Annotated in this window: 13 protein-coding genes; 9 read left to right on the forward strand and 4 right to left on the reverse strand. The window is 46.4% G+C overall.

Annotated elements, in window-relative coordinates:
- Window positions 1-5: 5 nt before the first annotated feature.
- The 3 genes from D9A03_RS09505 to D9A03_RS09515 all read right to left on the reverse strand — a co-directional run bounded on the left by D9A03_RS09505 (window position 6) and on the right by D9A03_RS09515 (window position 2,586).
- The gene (locus tag D9A03_RS09505; RefSeq protein WP_120496959.1) at window positions 6-731 is read right to left on the reverse strand and encodes a TerB family tellurite resistance protein; all 726 of its coding nucleotides are present in this window, start codon (window positions 729-731) and stop codon (window positions 6-8) included.
- A gap of 207 nt (window positions 732-938) precedes the next feature.
- The gene (locus D9A03_RS09510; protein WP_120496960.1) at window positions 939-1,727 is read right to left on the reverse strand and encodes a DUF3750 domain-containing protein; all 789 of its coding nucleotides are present in this window, start codon (window positions 1,725-1,727) and stop codon (window positions 939-941) included.
- Window positions 1,728-1,869: 142 nt separating this feature from the next.
- Window positions 1,870-2,586 (reverse strand): DUF2161 domain-containing phosphodiesterase, encoded by a 717-nt coding sequence (locus tag D9A03_RS09515; protein ID WP_120496961.1) that lies wholly within the window; start codon window positions 2,584-2,586, stop codon window positions 1,870-1,872.
- A 158-nt stretch (window positions 2,587-2,744) separates the two neighbouring features.
- Here D9A03_RS09515 and D9A03_RS09520 point away from each other — a divergent pair, with 158 nt between their 5' ends.
- The 5 genes from D9A03_RS09520 (at window position 2,745) to D9A03_RS09545 (ending at window position 9,938) form a co-directional block, all read left to right on the forward strand.
- Window positions 2,745-4,136, forward strand: coding sequence for an FAD-binding oxidoreductase (locus D9A03_RS09520; protein WP_120496962.1), 1,392 nt, complete (start codon window positions 2,745-2,747; stop codon window positions 4,134-4,136).
- Between the two features lie 1,242 nt (window positions 4,137-5,378).
- On the forward strand, window positions 5,379-6,476 hold the full coding sequence (locus D9A03_RS09530) for an ABC transporter ATP-binding protein (protein ID WP_120496964.1): 1,098 nt from the start codon (window positions 5,379-5,381) through the stop codon (window positions 6,474-6,476).
- A 93-nt stretch (window positions 6,477-6,569) separates the two neighbouring features.
- The gene (locus tag D9A03_RS09535; RefSeq protein WP_120496965.1) at window positions 6,570-7,664 is read left to right on the forward strand and encodes an ABC transporter substrate-binding protein; all 1,095 of its coding nucleotides are present in this window, start codon (window positions 6,570-6,572) and stop codon (window positions 7,662-7,664) included.
- Between the two features lie 163 nt (window positions 7,665-7,827).
- Window positions 7,828-9,087 carry an ABC transporter permease gene (locus D9A03_RS09540; RefSeq protein ID WP_120496966.1) on the forward strand — a complete coding sequence of 420 codons (1,260 nt, stop codon included), beginning with the start codon at window positions 7,828-7,830 and terminating at the stop codon, window positions 9,085-9,087.
- A gap of 5 nt (window positions 9,088-9,092) precedes the next feature.
- Entirely contained in the window at window positions 9,093-9,938 is an 846-nt protein-coding gene (locus D9A03_RS09545; protein ID WP_120496967.1) for an ABC transporter permease, read from the forward strand.
- An 87-nt stretch (window positions 9,939-10,025) separates the two neighbouring features.
- Here D9A03_RS09545 and D9A03_RS09550 read toward each other — a convergent pair whose 3' ends face one another.
- Window positions 10,026-11,093 (reverse strand): GlxA family transcriptional regulator, encoded by a 1,068-nt coding sequence (locus tag D9A03_RS09550; protein ID WP_120496968.1) that lies wholly within the window; start codon window positions 11,091-11,093, stop codon window positions 10,026-10,028.
- A 190-nt stretch (window positions 11,094-11,283) separates the two neighbouring features.
- Here D9A03_RS09550 and D9A03_RS09555 point away from each other — a divergent pair, with 190 nt between their 5' ends.
- Genes D9A03_RS09555 through D9A03_RS09570 form a run of 4 tightly spaced genes read left to right on the forward strand, consistent with a single transcriptional unit; the run spans window position 11,284 to window position 16,494 of the window.
- On the forward strand, window positions 11,284-12,534 hold the full coding sequence (locus D9A03_RS09555) for a sarcosine oxidase subunit beta family protein (RefSeq protein ID WP_046503047.1): 1,251 nt from the start codon (window positions 11,284-11,286) through the stop codon (window positions 12,532-12,534).
- A 12-nt stretch (window positions 12,535-12,546) separates the two neighbouring features.
- Window positions 12,547-12,885: a sarcosine oxidase subunit delta gene (locus D9A03_RS09560; protein ID WP_120496969.1), complete on the forward strand. Its 339-nt coding sequence runs from the start codon at window positions 12,547-12,549 to the stop codon at window positions 12,883-12,885.
- Window positions 12,885-15,905, forward strand: coding sequence for a sarcosine oxidase subunit alpha (locus tag D9A03_RS09565; protein WP_120496970.1), 3,021 nt, complete (start codon window positions 12,885-12,887; stop codon window positions 15,903-15,905). The genes D9A03_RS09560 and D9A03_RS09565 overlap by 1 nt, the downstream gene beginning before the upstream one ends.
- The gene (locus D9A03_RS09570) at window positions 15,898-16,494 is read left to right on the forward strand and encodes a sarcosine oxidase subunit gamma (RefSeq protein WP_162938067.1); all 597 of its coding nucleotides are present in this window, start codon (window positions 15,898-15,900) and stop codon (window positions 16,492-16,494) included. The genes D9A03_RS09565 and D9A03_RS09570 overlap by 8 nt, the downstream gene beginning before the upstream one ends.
- The last annotated feature ends 77 nt before the right edge of the window (window positions 16,495-16,571 follow it).

Genomic DNA, 16,571 nt, shown 5'->3' on the forward strand with positions numbered 1-16,571 from the left:
GATTCTTAACTTCTGAGTTGTTTGATTTGGTCGTAAGCAGCATTGATAGCGGCAAGTTTTTCATTTGCAAGATCCACAAACTCTTGTGGCATGCCCTGTGCTACAAGCTTGTCCGGGTGATTTTCAATAACAAGTTTTCGGTGTGCGGACTTAATTTCCTGATCACTGCTTTCACGTGTAATGCCTAGAATTTTATAAGGATCTGATTTGTCCGGCCCTATGTTTGATGCGTGCAGGCGATCCCATTGCGTTTCGCTAAAGCCAAAAATTTCCGCAACACGTTGCAGATAAACAACCTCTTCGGGGGAAACATTGCCGTCAGCCTTCGCAATGTGAAATAGACCATTCAAGAGTTCTTCAAGAACAGCTGGATTGTCTTTAAAGGTTCTCCCGATTTGATTCGCATAGGGTTCAAAGCCTTCAGCATCTTGTCTTGCGCGATCAAAAAGACGTCCAACATTCTTCATCTCTTCCGGGGGAATACGGAAAACCTGTTTAAAGGCAGCAACTTCATCCTTGGTAACAACGCCGTCGGCCTTTGCCATCTTTGCGCCAAGGACGATCACGCCAATCGTAAAGGTAATTTGTTTGGTGCTGTCTGTGCCTTCTTCCTCTGTTTCCGAGCGCATACGGTCAACTGCGTGCCCGGCCATAGCGCCGAGAAAAGCACCAATAGGTCCACCAAGTGCGAAGCCTGCTGCTCCGCCAACAATTTTTCCCCAGATACTCATTGTCTGTTTATTATGCCTTTGTCTGTGGTGCGTCTATCGTAGAGGCTTCTGAAAGTGCTGTAATGTAATTCTTTTGCACTAGCTTGCCACTGCATGAGAGTCAATCCCTGTAACAGTAGGCAAGGGAACCAAAATCATAAGGTTACAGCTTCTAACGGTATTTATAACGTTAATTTTCTAATTTGAAATTTATATCAGGAGTTTTTGTCAATTTTGCGATTGGGATGCAGCAGAACTTTCTATGAAGCCAACTTTGCCAATACCGGGCAAGCGCAGGGCTACGTTATCCGGGTCAACGCCGAAGTTTAACCCGAGGATATTGATCTCCAGACCTTCCGATTTGGCAAGTGTAATACCTGCGATGCCATAGAGAGACAATTGAAGGCCTGTGTTACTGGGAGCTGCGGCAAAGAAATAATCTTCTTCATCCAGATAGTCTTTGCCAATGGCTGTCGGCGGTAGATCAACATTCAAAGATGGAATTTGCCTGATAACATGAGCCGTAAAGGTATTTGAGTTTGGCCCCGGCCATGCTTCGTATTGATCAGGAAAACGATATGTTTTTGCAGCTTCTATAATCTTTGGGATGATTTCAGCGGCTTGTTTGCCACGAACGTCATAATAAATTTCAGGCTTGGATCCAAACCAGTTTCTGTCAGGCCATCCGGATGACACAGAAGTAACTGGCATCCCCCGGTAGTGACGCCAGCCGATGACTTCCAGCCGTGTGTATTCTCGGGCGTTCTTTTCCTTAAACGCAATCCATGTATGAACTGCAAATGCTCCGCGCCAGTTAAAGGTGCGTGCTCCATAGATCTGTACAATGGCTTCGGAAGCAAGGTTAGGATCGGGCGCTATGCCTGTTCTGTCATGGTTTGCTTTGCTCCAGGATGTATTCAAATCAACCTGACCTGTCAGAATAACAAGTCCGGGACCAACGAGTAAAAGCAATACAATGGCTGTGAGGCGTTTTATCGATTTAAAAAAATACTTCATGCCCTATTCCTAAAAGGATAATAGGGCACCGATGTGGCAAGTTATCAAAGAAAATTATATCACTTGGTCGTGATAAGTTACACATGCAGTTTGTGAGATGGGCTTGCCGCTTTCATTGTTTTTCGTAAATTTATAGCAGCACTTACTTTGCGGGTGGCTTCAATATGTGGAGGCTTTTTATGATGTCATCATATTCTTTGATGGCTTCAAGGCCTTTGGGAGACAGCTCGTATATTCCTCTTTCAACACGGATGAACCAGCCATAAACATCTCGTTGAAGTATCGCAGCTGTTTTTTCCACTAATGTATTCTTCCGTATATCCGCGACCTTTGCTTTTTGTTGCTGATACAGGTAATTCGCACAGCGTAAAGCGTCCTGGCGATAAGCTGTGATGATTGGACGTTTATTCGTACCACCTTCGTTGGGGTCGCCAACTCTGCGTTCAAACTCTTGAAGCAGTAATCCTTGGCGACGCTTGTTCTTGCTTGGTTGATAGGGGACGGGATCAACGTGAACCTGAATATCTGTTGGTTGATTTGCTCCCATGCGTACCGTGATAAGGCCCAACCCCAAACGACGACAGAGCTTGATGATATCTTTTTGCTGACGAAACCAGGGGTTTGTTTTCTTTAATTTGTGGGGAATGGCAAAGGCTATGTAAACATCGTCACTCAAGGCTTGCCGATCAATGCCTTGAAAAAGGAGTGTCAGGTTAAAGCTGGTTTTCAGCTCAACAACAACAGGTGTCTCATTGCCGCGAACAGCAATGACATCGCATCCTTTTATTTCAGATTTTACTTCATATCCCTGATTTTCAAGATATGCCTTTACTGGTGGATATAACTCTGTTTCTCGCAAAGGGGTGCCCGTATCTCTATGAAACTTAAATAAATATTATTGTCAGGTGGTTGATGATTTCCTTCCGTGATAGGGTAATCATCTCATGATGTTAGTCCAGCATGATTTGTTTCTTCAGGACCTTAAAGTCCAATCTTCATAGTTTCGCAGGTGGTTTAATGAGGAATAGAGTGCGTCTTAATGATAAGTTGAAGTCTTCCCTTATTGAAATTCTTGGGGATCGATTGAACTTTTCAGCCGCTATTTGTGAGAGGCACGGTAAGGGTGAATCCCATCATCCTGTGATGCCGCCAGAGGCCGTGGCCTTTGTGCGTTCAACGGAAGAAGCCTCTGCCATCATGAAGCTTTGCCACGAACATGATTGTCCGGTCATTCCCTTTGGGACAGGAACGTCATTAGAGGGACATGTTGCGGCTGTTGCAGGTGGCCTCTGTATTGATCTTTCTGAAATGAGAAACATTCTGGAAGTAAATGACGAAGATCTGGACTGTCGGGTTGAGGCTGGTGTAACCCGTAAACAGATTAATCATCATTTGCGGGATATGGGAATGTTTTTCCCAATTGATCCTGGTGCGGATGCATCCCTGGGCGGGATGGCAGCAACGCGAGCGTCAGGGACCAATGCTGTGCGTTATGGAACAATGCGTGATAATGTTCTGGGACTAACGGTTGTTTTGCCTGACGGAGAAATTATTCGCACAGGCGGACGGGCGCGAAAATCTTCCGCTGGTTATGATCTCACACGACTTATGGTGGGCTCAGAAGGCACACTGGGTATTATTACAGAGCTACAGTTAAAGCTCTATGGTATCCCCGAAGCGATATCATCAGCTGTTTGCTCTTTTGACGAGCTTAAGGCCGCTGTGGATGCGGTAATGTTGATTGTGCAAACGGGTATTCTGGTGGCGCGCATTGAATTGCTTGATGATGCGCAGATGGATGCGGTTAATCGCTATTCTAAATTGAATTATCCTGTTTTACCGACTCTTTTCTTTGAATTTCATGGAACTGCGGCTGGTGTTGCCGAACAAGCCGAGCAGGTCGGTGAAATAGTTAAAGATTATGGGGGGGGTGATTTTCAATGGGCCTCTGAACAGGAGGATCGTAATAAGCTATGGCAGGCACGTCATGATGCCTATTATGCCAGTATCAATCTGCGGTCTGATTGTGAAGGTTGGCCCACGGATGTTTGTGTCCCTGTTTCAAAGCTATCAGAATGTATTCTGCAAACGCGAAAACTGATTGACGAGGCCGAGTTGGTTGCGCCGATTATCGGACATGTAGGAGATGGAAATTTCCATGTTCTTTTTATTGTTGATCCGGAAAACCAAAATGAAATGGACAGTGCGGCACGCATCAACAAAGCTATGGTGGAAATGGCTATAGGTTTTGGGGGGACCTGTACCGGAGAGCACGGCATCGGTATGGGGAAGAAAAAGTATCTTGTCAAAGAACATGGTGATCGTGCGGTTAATGTCATGCGTAAAATCAAACAGGCACTGGACCCAAAGGGGCTTTTGAATCCAGGTAAGGTTGTTCCGGAAGTTTGATGGATGTTAAATCTCGTGTAATCATAGGAGGAGGATTTCCTCTTTGTTGGTCAGGATTCGTTTACAGTTAGTACTCTAAACCAGTGGACAAAAATCCTGACAGGTTCTGATTTTTCAATCTAAAGTTATTATAAATATCCTGAGTTCGTATTAATTTCGTTCTCTGATAAAGCGGCGAGATTGCCTCGTGCTATCTCGGCCTTGTAAACTTCTAGGGGGAGGGGGCATAAGACGATTCCGTGTCCTGCCATAACAGCAGGAGTCATCAGGTTAGTATTTTGAAATACAGGACCTTCTATATGTTGCTTATCAGATAATCTTGCCGTGTTGAACCAGTTGTGCCAATCTTGTTTTGTCATGAAATAGAAGGGCTGTCTGTATCAGTTCCAGAGTTGGGGTATTCGTCCAAAAAATGGGACTGCAAACAGGTCGTGTGGCCGATAAAAAAACTTGCCCGCTTTGGGGGTATGATCGTTATCTTCGCCTAGGGTAATCAGGACGTCATAGTCAGCGCTAGATAGCTTATTATCTGCGCGGGTGTAAAGAACTTGTAATTCAATACCATCATGTTTTTGGGTGAGACTTCTTATGTGCTTATGTGCCGATTAAGCCAGCATATGGTAATTGAGGGATACAGCCAACGGATAAAGTGGCTCGATGTTTGTTGGATTTTATGTGTTGGCATGTCTCAGTAAGATCTGAGTACATTACAGATTGAGGAGTTGTTTATCCTAACTTTCTTAGTTTGTGATAGGACAAGGCGTTGTGATGGATTTCATTTTGTATATTGACGATTTTAAAGATGAAAATGTCGCAATTGAACGAAAATAAAGTCATTATGTCTCAATTGTTCATGTTAATGTCACACTTGTTCATGACAGTAATTGGTTCATGAGCCATCGTGATTGAGGTTTGGCAGTTATGTTAAACAATAGTTCAAGCTCTCACTAAGAAGAGTGTTTCGATGGGCTGTAAAATGATCATGCCCGTCTGTGTTTAAGCAAAGAAATAAAAAAACTCGATACAAATCGAGTAAGGGAGACAGGGTCAGTGAAGTCTTTGATAGAGACAAGAATTTCAATGTCGAAAAATAAATAGAATTTAATGCTTGTTCTATGAATTTGCACAATAATTTGTTGTGAGTGCTTGATTCATTAGGAATTAGCGTTTCTAATGTACGCGAAAATAAAATAAGCGCGTACGGCGTGAAAAATTTGAACAGGTAGCGAGGCGATAAGCGCTATGGCGAATCCCGCATCTAGTGAAGCGTATGTACGCTTTGATGGGGTCCAAAAGAGTTATGACGGCGTAAATCTGGTTGTTAAAGACCTTAACGTCGACATACCACGGGGCGAATTCTTAACAATGTTGGGGCCTTCTGGCTCTGGTAAAACCACTTCACTGATGATGCTTGCCGGATTTGAAACCGCAACGCATGGTGACATTTTCCTGAACGGACGTTCCATCAACAATGTCGCTCCACATAAACGTGGCATTGGCATGGTGTTCCAGAACTATGCTCTTTTCCCACATATGACCGTTGCGGAAAATCTGGCGTTTCCATTGCAGGTCAGAAAAATGGGCAAGGCTGAAGTTGAAGAGAAAGTTCAGCGAGCTCTGGATATGGTTGAATTGGGAGAGTTCGGAAATCGACGCCCAGCCCAGTTGTCTGGTGGTCAGCAGCAGCGAGTTGCTGTGGCGCGTGCCCTTGTTTTTGAGCCTGACCTCGTTCTTATGGATGAGCCCCTTGGTGCGTTGGATAAAAACCTGCGCGAGCAGATGCAGTATGAAATCAAACATATTCATGAGCGTCTTGGTGTTACTGTTGTATACGTGACGCATGATCAATCCGAGGCTTTGACGATGTCCAACCGGATTGCTGTTTTCGAAGATGGCCGTATTCAGCAACTTGCACCGCCAACAGAACTTTATGAAAAGCCTGAAAATGCCTTTGTTGCCCAGTTTATTGGTGAGAACAATAAACTCAGCGGTAAAGTCGATGCTTTAGCAGATGGTATCTGTGAGGTTGTTCTGGATAGCGGTGAACGTGTTAAGGCCTTGGATATCAACACCGATGGTGCTGGCACTGCAACAACTCTTTCTCTGCGGCCTGAACGCGTGTTCCTAAATCCTTCTGAAGGGCAATGTCAGAACGTGTTCACAGGTAAAGCTGAAGAAGTCATTTATTTGGGTGATCATATCCGTGTTCGTATGAACGTTTGCGGACATGATGACTTTATCGTCAAAGTTCCAAACTCTTCTGACAAGAAGGGGCTCGCAGAAGGAGATACAATCCCTGTGGGCTGGAGTATTGATGACTGTCGGGCACTTGATGCCTGATAACCGACCGTCTTTTGTTTATTCCAGAGCAAAAGATTACATGGTGTTTTTCTAACATAAGGTCACAAAAAGCCTTAGGGAGGCATATTAAGAATGAAGAAAACTTTGAAACTATCTACAGCAATTGCGCTGGGTTCTATGGTTGTTGCTGGTGCAGCTCAGGCTGCTGAGAGCATCACAGTTGTGTCCTGGGGCGGCGCTTATACCGCTAGCCAACGTGGTGCGTACAGTGACCCGTACACTGCAAAAACTGGCATCGAAGTTCTTGACGAGGACAAATCTGGTAACGGTCTTGCCGGTATGCGTGCACAGGCAGAAGCTGGTAACGGTACCTGGGATGTTGTTGATATCCTAGAAGGTAACGCGTTAACAGCTTGTGACGAAGGTCTGGTTGAAGAAATCGACTACAACGAAGACCTCGACAAAGGCGCTGACGGTTCATTTCCTCTTGATGATTTCGTTGACGGTTCTTTGAGCGGTTGCTTCGTACCTACAATCGTTTATGCAACTCTCTTTGCGTACAACAACAACGCATTCTCTGGTGATGCTCCGAAGACAATTGCAGACGTTTTTGACCTGAAAAAGTTCCCAGGTAAGCGTGCTCTTGAGAAAATTCCTGGTGCAAACCTAGAGTGGGCTCTTGCTGCTGACGGTGTACCTTACGACGAGATCTATGACGTTTTGGACACTCCAGAAGGTGTTGATCGTGCGTTTGCTAAGCTAGACACAATTAAAGATTCTGTTGTTTGGTGGGACGCTGGTGCGCAACCTCCACAGCTTCTTGCTGATGGTGAGGTAACAATTGCCTCTGCATACAACGGTCGTATCTTTAACGCACAGGTCGTTGAAAATCAGCCTTTCACGATCATCTGGGACGGTCAGATGTTTGAGCTTGATGGTTGGGTAATTCCTAAGAATGCTCCAAACAAAAAAGCTGCGATGGACTACCTTCGTTTCTCCACAACGACTCAAGCTCTTGCTGACCAAGCTAAGTACATCTCTTATGGTCCAGCACGTAAGTCTTCTGCACCGTTGATTACGACACACATCGACACCGGTGTGGACATGAACCCACACATGCCTACTAACCCTGCAAACTTCAAAACTCCTATCAAGAAGGATGCTGGTTTCTGGGCGGATAACGGTGATGATCTAAGCGAACGTTTCAACGCTTGGTTGGCTCAATAAGCCATATTGCGAGAGGGAGCCAGCTGGCTCCCTCCTTCGTATCAAAATAAGTAAGAGCTAGATTAATAGCTGACCCCAAAAAGATAACGGACCCTAACAGGGAAAAACTCTTTGGGTAATCAATGACTAAAATTGAAACTCAAAGAAGGTCTGGGAAAAATTCATGTCGATATCAGTTGAGGCATCGGGCGATCTAGCCCCAGAAGAGCAGAAACGGCTAAAAGCTGACCTTTCTCGCTCATTACGCCGGAACAAAATAAGAGCATCCTTGTTGGTTGCTCCGCTAGTTATTTTCATTATCGTGACCTTTGTTGCCCCGATTGGAAATATGCTTTGGCGCAGTGTTGATAATCCGCTGGTTCGTGATTTCATGCCACAGACAACACTTGCCCTCGAGAGTTGGGATGAGCAAGAGCTACCGGATGAAGCGATTTATGCGGCCCTTGCCCAAGACATCATCGAAGGTCGAAAAGCCAAAACAATTGGTAAAGCTGCGAAGCGCCTGAACTATGAAAAGGGCGGCATGCGTAGCTTGGTCATGGGGACCGCGCGAAAACATAAAAAGATTGAAGCGCCCTATAAAGAATCCCTCATCAAAATTAAAAAGGGGTGGGGTGACATTGAGAATTGGCGTGTGATTAAGCGCCTGGGCTCTAGCTTCACGGCATCTTATTACATTGCTGCTTTTGACATGGAGACCTCCCCAGAAGGTGATGTGTCATTTGTTGATGAGAAAGAGCAAATTTATCTGAAGCTGTTCTGGCGTACAGTATGGATGTCATTGCTCATCACAGCTATGACCGTCTTGCTGGGCTATCCAGTGTCTTATCTCTTGGCATCAATGCCGCTTAAGACTGCTAACGTCTTGATGATCCTTGTGCTGCTACCTTTCTGGACTTCATTGCTTGTGCGTACGAGTTCCTGGATTGCGATGCTACAGGCGCAGGGTATCTTGAATGACCTATTAGTTTGGTTGGGAATCATTGCTGATGAAGCCCGTGTGCAAATGATCTATAATGCGATTGGGACGGTGGTCGCTATGACCCATATCCTGTTGCCGTTTATGATCTTGCCACTTTATTCCGTGATGAAAACAGTTCCACCGAGTTATCTACGAGCAGCGCGTTCACTGGGTGCTACTCCTTGGACCGCATTCTGGCAGGTTTACTTGCCACAGACGGTTCCTGGTATCTCTGCGGGGGCGATCCTCGTCTTTATCCTGTCCATTGGTTACTACATTACGCCTGCCCTGGTTGGCGGACAATCTGGTCAGTTTATCGGTAACCTGATCGCTTATCACATGCAGGGATCACTTAACTGGGGTCTTGCCGCTGCACTCGGTGTTATGCTGCTGGTGTTGGTGTTGGGTATCTATGGCGTCTACAACCGCATTGTCGGCGTTAATAATGTGAAGTTGGGGTAGAGAACATGGCTATACCTACATATGCTGGTCCACTGGAACGTGCTTGGTATTACATCTTCCGTATATTCTGTGTGGCAGTATTTATCTTCTTGATTGCGCCAATTCTTGTAATTGTACCGCTTTCATTTAATGCCGAACCTTATTTCAGCTTTACTCAAGGTATGCTGACTTTGGATCCGGGTGCATACTCCCTTCGTTGGTATGAGGAGTTTTTGACCAGTGATCGCTGGCTTGATTCAATCAAGAACTCTGTGATTATTGCGTTCTTCTCTACTATTCTATCAGCCGCGTTGGGCACTCTTGCTGCTTTGGGGTTGAGTCGGTCTGAGCTGCCTTTCAAGGGTGTGATTATGGGGCTGTTGATCTCCCCAATGATTGTGCCTTTGATTATTGCTGCAGCAGGTATGTTCTTCTTCTATTCCAGCCTTGGTATCTCTCAGAGCTATGTTGGCTTGATTTTGGCCCACACAGCACTTGGGACACCATTTGTGGTTATTACCGTTACGGCAACGCTCAGTAACTTTGACCACACCTTAATTAAAGCTGGTGCAAGTCTTGGTGCGACACCGACTTACACCTTCTTTAAAGTGACAATGCCGTTGATTATGACAGGTGTTATCTCTGGCGCCCTGTTTGCCATGATGACTTCGTTTGATGAGGTGATCGTTGCAATCTTTATTGCTGGTGTTGAGCAGCGTACGATCCCGCTTCAAATGTGGTCGGGTATTCGTGAGCAGATTAGCCCGACAATCCTTGCTGTTGCGACAATCTTGATCACCTTCTCGGTTATCATGTTGACCACAGTAGAAATCCTGCGTCGCCGCTCTGATCGGATCCGTGGTATTTCCTAGGCCAGTTTGTGTCCTGATAGATTTGTTTGTTTCCAAAAAAGGCAGAGCTTGGTTCAGGCTCTGCCTTTTTTTGCTGGTGCTTTCCGTCTATTCGAATTCCAGTTTTGAAAGGTTTTCCGGCATAAGACTTTGCAACATCGCCTGACCCTCTTCACGATGGCTGCGGACGATTGAAGGCGGGCGTTTGAAGGTTTTGCTAAAATGCCGGGAAAAATGGGACGCATCGGAGAAACCACAATCGGCTGCAATGTCACTGATAGCCTTATCGGTGTTGAGCAGCTGCCATAACCCATGCCTTAAGCGAAGATCCCTGTAGCAGGCTTGAGGAGAGACACCAAGCTGCTCGCTAAAGGTGCGTTCCAGTTGGCGTTTTGAAATATTCACTCGATTGGATAATTCTTCGATAGAAAGCGGCACGGACATATTCTGTTCCATGGTTAAAACCGCTTTCTTGACACGATCATTATGGGATAGCTGCACTGTCGGAGGTTGGGGTTGAGGAGCTGATGCGGAACGAACTCTGTCAACCTGGAGAATTCTCAGGCTTTTTTGTGCGACAGCTTTCCCCAAATGCTTTTCAACAAGCCAGGCTGCCAAATCCAATGCACCTGCGCCACCAGCACAAGTAATTCTTTTTCCATCAATGACATAAACCTGATCAGCGACAGGCTTAACGTCGGCAAACTCTTCTAGAAAATCGTTATAGTGATACCAGCTGACACAGCATCTGCGTCCTTGCATCAATCCAGCCCTGATCATCGCGAAACTGCCGGTGCACAGTCCGATGATAGAGACACCTTGTGCTGCAGCTTTTTGTAAAACTGAGATGCTTTCCTGATCTGCCTGTGGTCCTTTGTGCAGAAGGCCGCCAACCACGACGAGATAATCATATTGTGAAAGATCATTAATTCCCTGAGATGGTGTAATTTCCACGCCGCAACTTGATTTAACCGGCTTACCGGGTTTGGGGCTGATAATGGACCATCTGCATTTAAGGGGGCGACTGTAATCTTCATCGTCTGCTGCGAGTCTCAGGGTATCAATAACAGAGGAAAAGGGAGTAAGAGTAAAGTTTGGAAGCAGGATAAATGCGACACTTAGCGAAGTCGTTTCTTTTGGGGGTAATGTATCTGCTTGTGAGCTTCTGTATGTCATGCACCGTGGGCCTTTGAAAGGTTTTTCTCTTATATCCCGGATTTACCTATAAAGACAGAAATATGTCGCCTGTAAACACGAATAGTATCAGAATGTCGCAAGTATTCAATGACCTTGTCTTCGCCGTACATGGAAGTGTTTTGAAACTAGGCGTAGGATGTGGACAACTAATAGAGGAGTGTGAACGGCTATGTCCCGTTTTTCGATTTTCAGTTTGGCAAGGAATGCCATGAGCTGGCATCAGAACTGGCCCCGCCAATGGCGTAGTCCAGATCCGAAGCCGGAATATGACGTTGTGATTATTGGTGCTGGCGGCCATGGTTTGGCGACTGCCTATTATCTGGCGAAAGAACACGGTATTACCAACGTTGCCGTTATTGAAAAAGGCTGGCTTGGCGGTGGTAACACCGGGCGTAATACGACGATTGTTCGTTCGAACTATTTGTGGGACGAGTCTGGCTTGTTCTATGAAAACGCTATGAAGCTATGGGAAAACCTTTCCCAGGAATTGAACTACAACGTGATGTTCTCTCAACGTGGTGTTCTGAATTTGGCTCATAACCTTGGTGACGTTCGCGAATCAATTCGCCGTGTGAATGCCAACAACCTGAACGGTATTGATGCTGAATGGCTGAATGCAGAACAGGTGAAAGAATTCTGCCCGATCATAAACATTTCAAAAGACAGCCGTTACCCGGTTATGGGAGCTACCTTGCAACGCCGTGGTGGTACAGCCCGTCATGATGCTGTTGCCTGGGGCTATGCTCGTGGTGCGGATGACATGGGTGTTGATGTTATTCAGAACTGCGAAGTTCAGGGAATGATGATTGAGAATGGTACTGTAAAAGGCGTTCGTACGTCACTTGGTGATATCAAGGCCAAGAAAGTTGCCATGGCTTGTGCCGGACATACATCTGTTGTTGCAGATATGGCTGGTATCCGCTTGCCAATCGAATCACATCCTTTGCAAGCACTTGTTTCTGAGCCGATGAAACCTGTGATTGATTGTGTAGTGATGTCAAACGCAGTGCATGTTTATGTGTCTCAGTCTGATAAGGGCGAATTGGTCATGGGCGCGGGTATTGATGCCTATGTTGGCTATAGCCAACGCGGTTCGCTACATGTGATCGAAGATCAGCTGGCATCGGCTATGGAACTTTTCCCGTTGTTCTCGCGAACACGTATGATGCGTTCTTGGGGTGGTATTGTTGATACCTGTCCTGATGCGTCCCCGATTGTTGGTAAAACCCCGGTTAAAAACCTTTATGTTAATGCAGGCTGGGGTACTGGTGGCTTTAAGGCAACCCCAGGTGCTGGTTGGTGCTATGCCCATACAATCGCAAAAGATGAACCGCATGATCTTAATGCGCCGTTCTCTATTGATCGTTTTATTACCGGTGCGCTTGTGGATGAACACGGCGCTGCTGGTGTGGCCCACTAAGGAGTAAATTGGATGCTTTATATCAAATGTCCCTGGTGTGGTGAACGCGACGAAACAGAATATCACTACGGTGGCGAGGCACACATTGTACGCCCGGAAAACCCGGATGAATTAACGGATGCAGAATGGGCCGAATACGTTTTCATGCGGACGAATACCAAGGGTGTTCACCGCGAACGTTGGGTGCATTCTGACGGATGCCGTCGTTGGTTCAATGTTGCACGTAATACCGTAACCAATGAAATCGTCTCTGTTTACAAAGTAGGTGAAAAACCGGATCTTCCCGAAGCTTCTGCTTCGAAACATGCTCCGGCTAAAAAGACCTCTGCTAAAAAGAAAGAGGGCGCGTGATGACCGAGAAGTTCCGTACGACACAGGGAACACGGGTTGACCGTTCCAACGTCATTAACTTTACTTTTAATGGTAAAAATTACACAGGTGTCAAAGGGGATACCCTGGCATCTGCATTGGTTGCCAATGGGGTCCATCTGGTTGGCCGTAGTTTCAAGACGCACCGCCCGCGTGGTATTCTGACCGCTGGTTCTGAAGAACCGAATGCGATTATCCAGTTGGAAACCGGACCACGCAGCGAGCCAAACGTCCGTGCAACACAGATCGAACTCTACGAAGGCCTGACAGCAAAATCAGTTAACTGCTGGCCATCTGTGAACTTTGATCTTGCCGCGGTTAACTCTGTTGCATCCCGCATCTTTGTTGCAGGTTTCTATTACAAAACCTTTATGGATCCGAAGTCCATGTGGATGACGGTGTACGAGCCGATTATTCGTCGCATGGCCGGTCTGGGTGTTCTGCCACGCGAAAAAGATCCTGATACCTATGATCACATGAACGAGTTTTGTGAAGTCATGGTTGTCGGGGCTGGTCCTGCTGGTTTGAGTGCCGCGCTTGAAGCTGGACGTACTGGTGCTCGCGTTGTCCTTTGTGATGAACAGCCTGAGTTTGGTGGTTCTTTGCTGAACACAAAGCAGATCATTGACGGTAAACCAGCTCAGGAATGGGTTGATTCTGCCGTATCTGAATTGGAAGCTATGGATAATGTGCGTCTGTTAAAGCGCGCGAATGCCTTTGGCTATTATGATCATAACTACATCACTGTTCATGAACGCAGAACAGACCATTTTGGTCCGGGTGCGAAGCCGGGCCTGAGTAAACATCGCATCTGGCATTTCCGTGCGAAACAGGTTGTTCTTGCGACCGGATCACACGAACGTCCACTGGTTTTTGCCGACAATGATCGTCCGGGCATTATGTTGGCCAATGCTGGTCAGGCCTATGCGAACCGTTATGGTGCACTACCTGGCCGTCGCGGTGTTATTTTCACAAATAATGACAGTGCTTATTCAGCGGCGATTGATCTGATTGATGCGGGAATGGATATTCCAACCGTTATTGACTTGCGTGAAGTCGTTGATGGTGATCTGCCCAACGCAGCGCGTCAAAAAGGCATCGAAATTCTGACAGGTTCAGGCATTGTCGCTACCCTTGGCAGTAAACGTGTTAAGGGTGTCGAGGTGGCGAAAGTTTCTTCGGATGGCAGCAAGATCACTGGTAGCAGACGAAAAATTGATTGCGACACCATCCTGACATCTGGTGGATGGAACCCGGCTGTCCATCTTTTCTCTCAGTCAATCGGTAAGCTCCGTTATGATGAAGAGAAAGTTTGTTTTGTACCGAATATCTCTGCGCAGAACGAGCGAACTGTTGGGGCTTGTAAAGGTGCTTTTGATCTTCAGTCTGCCCTTGATGAAGGTGCTGCTGCGGGTGCTGCTGCGGCCACGGATACAGGTTTTGGCAAAGGCAAGGCGAAAGCTTCACCGAAAGCGCTTGTTGTTGAAGAAAAAGCGATTAAAGCCTACTGGGTTGTTCCAACGGATCACCCTGTAGGTCAGGGTAAGCGTAAACATTATGTTGATTATCAACATGATGTTACTGCCGCAGATATTATGCTGGCGGCGCGTGAAGGTATGCACTCTGTCGAACACATGAAGCGTTATACCACGACAGGTATGGCGACCGATCAGGGGAAACTTTCCAATGTAAATGGTTTGGCGATCCTGTCTTCCCAGTTGGAAAAAGATATTCCAAAGGTTGGTACAACGACTTTCCGTCCACCGTATACACCTGTTAATTTTGGTGCTTTGGCTGGACGTGGAATTAATGGTGATCTTGCTGATCCTGTTCGCCGTACTTCCATGTATAGCTGGCATCTGGAAAACGGCACTGCTTTTGAGCCCGTCGGTCAATGGCAACGTGCCTGGTACTACCCGAAAACCGGGGAAGACATGGATGCGGCTGTTGCGCGTGAAACTGCAGCTCTTCGTGAAGGTGTCGGTATTCTTGATGCGTCCACACTGGGTAAGATTGATATTCAGGGTAAAGATGCAGCCAAGTTCCTTAACCTGGTTTATACAAATGCATGGCTAAAGCTGCCTGTCGGATCTTGTCGTTATGGTTTCATGCTTAAAGAAGATGGTATGGTCTTTGATGATGGTGTGACGTCACGTCTTGGGGAGAATCATTTCCACATGACAACGACGACTGGTGGTGCTGCTGGTGTTCTTGATTGGCTTGAAGAATACCTGCAGACAGAATGGCCTGATCTGGAAGTTTACTGTACTTCTGTTACAGAAGAATGGTCGACGCTTTCTATTGGTGGTCCAAAAGCCCGTCAGCTATTGGAAGAGCTTGCGCCAGAGATGGATTTCTCTAACGAAGCTTTCCCGTTTATGACATGGCGTGAAGGTGAAGTTGCGGGGGTTCCTGCACGTGTCTTCCGTATTTCCTTTACCGGTGATCTTTCTTACGAAATCAATGTCAGAAACTGGCATGGCCTTCATCTGTGGAAGAAATGTATGGAACTGGGTGAAAAGAACGACATTACGCCGTACGGCACCGAAACCATGCACGTTCTTCGTGCGGAAAAAGGTTTTGTGATTATTGGTCAGGAAACTGATGGGACACAGACGCCACAAGATCTTGGTATGGATTGGATTGTTGCAAAGAAGAAAGGTGACTTTATTGGTCGTCGTTCCTTTGCACGTGAAGATACAGCACGTGAAGATCGCAAACAGCTTGTCGGTCTTGTCACTGAAAATCCAAAGGAAGTTCTGGAAGAGGGCGCGCAGCTTACCTATGAGCGTGTGAACCCGACACCAGCACCAATGGTGGGACACGTAACATCGTCTTACTGGAGCCCGAATTTGGGGCATTCTATCGCAATGGCCTTGGTAAAGGATGGACATAACCGTATGGGACAATGGATTTACGCGCATGATCGCGGCAAGGTGACAAAGGTGAAAATTGTCAGCCCGGTCTTCTATGATCCAAAAGGAGAACGTCGTGATGGTTGATACATTCCGTAGCAGTATTATTGCGCACAAGGAACAGGCCATGATCAATGGCTCTGTGAGTGGAGAACAGGGCGTCAACTTGTCAGAAGTTCCTTTTTTGGCCCAAGTAAATATCCGTGGTAATGCCGAAGATAAAAAGTTCGTTTCTGCGGTGAAGAAGGTGGTTGGTGTTGCTGTGCCAACTGATCCAAACACATATGTCATCAAGGATGACTTTACTGTTTTCTGGCTTGGGCCGGACGAATGGCAGGTTGTTGGTCCGGTTGATGGGCAAGATGATCTTGTTAAAAAGCTTCGTGATGCTCTGGGTGAATTGCATGTTGCTGTTATCGATGTTTCCGGTAACCGTACAGCACTTGATTTGACAGGTGCTCAGGCACGTAACGTGATGAAGAAAAGCTGCCGTCTGGACATGGATGCTCAATCTTTTGCACCGGGACAGGCCGTTCAAACGCGTGTTGGGAAAGCACCGGTACTTTTGCAAATGCTGGATGATAAACCGACTTACAGAATGTTTGTTCGTCCGTCATTTGCTGAGTATCTGGTTGACTGGCTTTTGGATGCGATGGGTGAATATCATCATCTCTAATAGGATGATATTTAGCTTATCTAAATAAAAGTATCCTTTAAAAAAATCCAGCTGTAACTTTGTACAGCTGGATTTTT

Origin of the sequence: Kiloniella sp. EL199, assembly GCF_900313065.1 — a bacterium.
Lineage (GTDB): Bacteria > Pseudomonadota > Alphaproteobacteria > Kiloniellales > Kiloniellaceae > Kiloniella.

What these genes read in the sequence shown, in the direction of transcription:
- D9A03_RS09530 (WP_120496964.1), top strand. Translation starts at nt 5,379, where the DNA reads ATGGCGAATCCCGCATCTAGTGAAGCGTATGTACGCTTTGATGGGGTC.
- D9A03_RS09545 (WP_120496967.1), top strand. Translation starts at nt 9,093, where the DNA reads ATGGCTATACCTACATATGCTGGTCCACTGGAACGTGCTTGGTATTAC.
- D9A03_RS09535 (WP_120496965.1), top strand. Translation starts at nt 6,570, where the DNA reads ATGAAGAAAACTTTGAAACTATCTACAGCAATTGCGCTGGGTTCTATG.
- D9A03_RS09520 (WP_120496962.1), top strand. Translation starts at nt 2,745, where the DNA reads ATGAGGAATAGAGTGCGTCTTAATGATAAGTTGAAGTCTTCCCTTATT.
- D9A03_RS09540 (WP_120496966.1), top strand. Translation starts at nt 7,828, where the DNA reads ATGTCGATATCAGTTGAGGCATCGGGCGATCTAGCCCCAGAAGAGCAG.
- D9A03_RS09550 (WP_120496968.1), bottom strand. Translation starts at nt 11,093, where the DNA reads ATGACATACAGAAGCTCACAAGCAGATACATTACCCCCAAAAGAAACG.
- D9A03_RS09510 (WP_120496960.1), bottom strand. Translation starts at nt 1,727, where the DNA reads ATGAAGTATTTTTTTAAATCGATAAAACGCCTCACAGCCATTGTATTG.
- D9A03_RS09560 (WP_120496969.1), top strand. Translation starts at nt 12,547, where the DNA reads ATGCTTTATATCAAATGTCCCTGGTGTGGTGAACGCGACGAAACAGAA.
- D9A03_RS09505 (WP_120496959.1), bottom strand. Translation starts at nt 731, where the DNA reads ATGAGTATCTGGGGAAAAATTGTTGGCGGAGCAGCAGGCTTCGCACTT.
- D9A03_RS09565 (WP_120496970.1), top strand. Translation starts at nt 12,885, where the DNA reads ATGACCGAGAAGTTCCGTACGACACAGGGAACACGGGTTGACCGTTCC.
- D9A03_RS09570 (WP_162938067.1), top strand. Translation starts at nt 15,898, where the DNA reads ATGGTTGATACATTCCGTAGCAGTATTATTGCGCACAAGGAACAGGCC.
- D9A03_RS09555 (WP_046503047.1), top strand. Translation starts at nt 11,284, where the DNA reads ATGTCCCGTTTTTCGATTTTCAGTTTGGCAAGGAATGCCATGAGCTGG.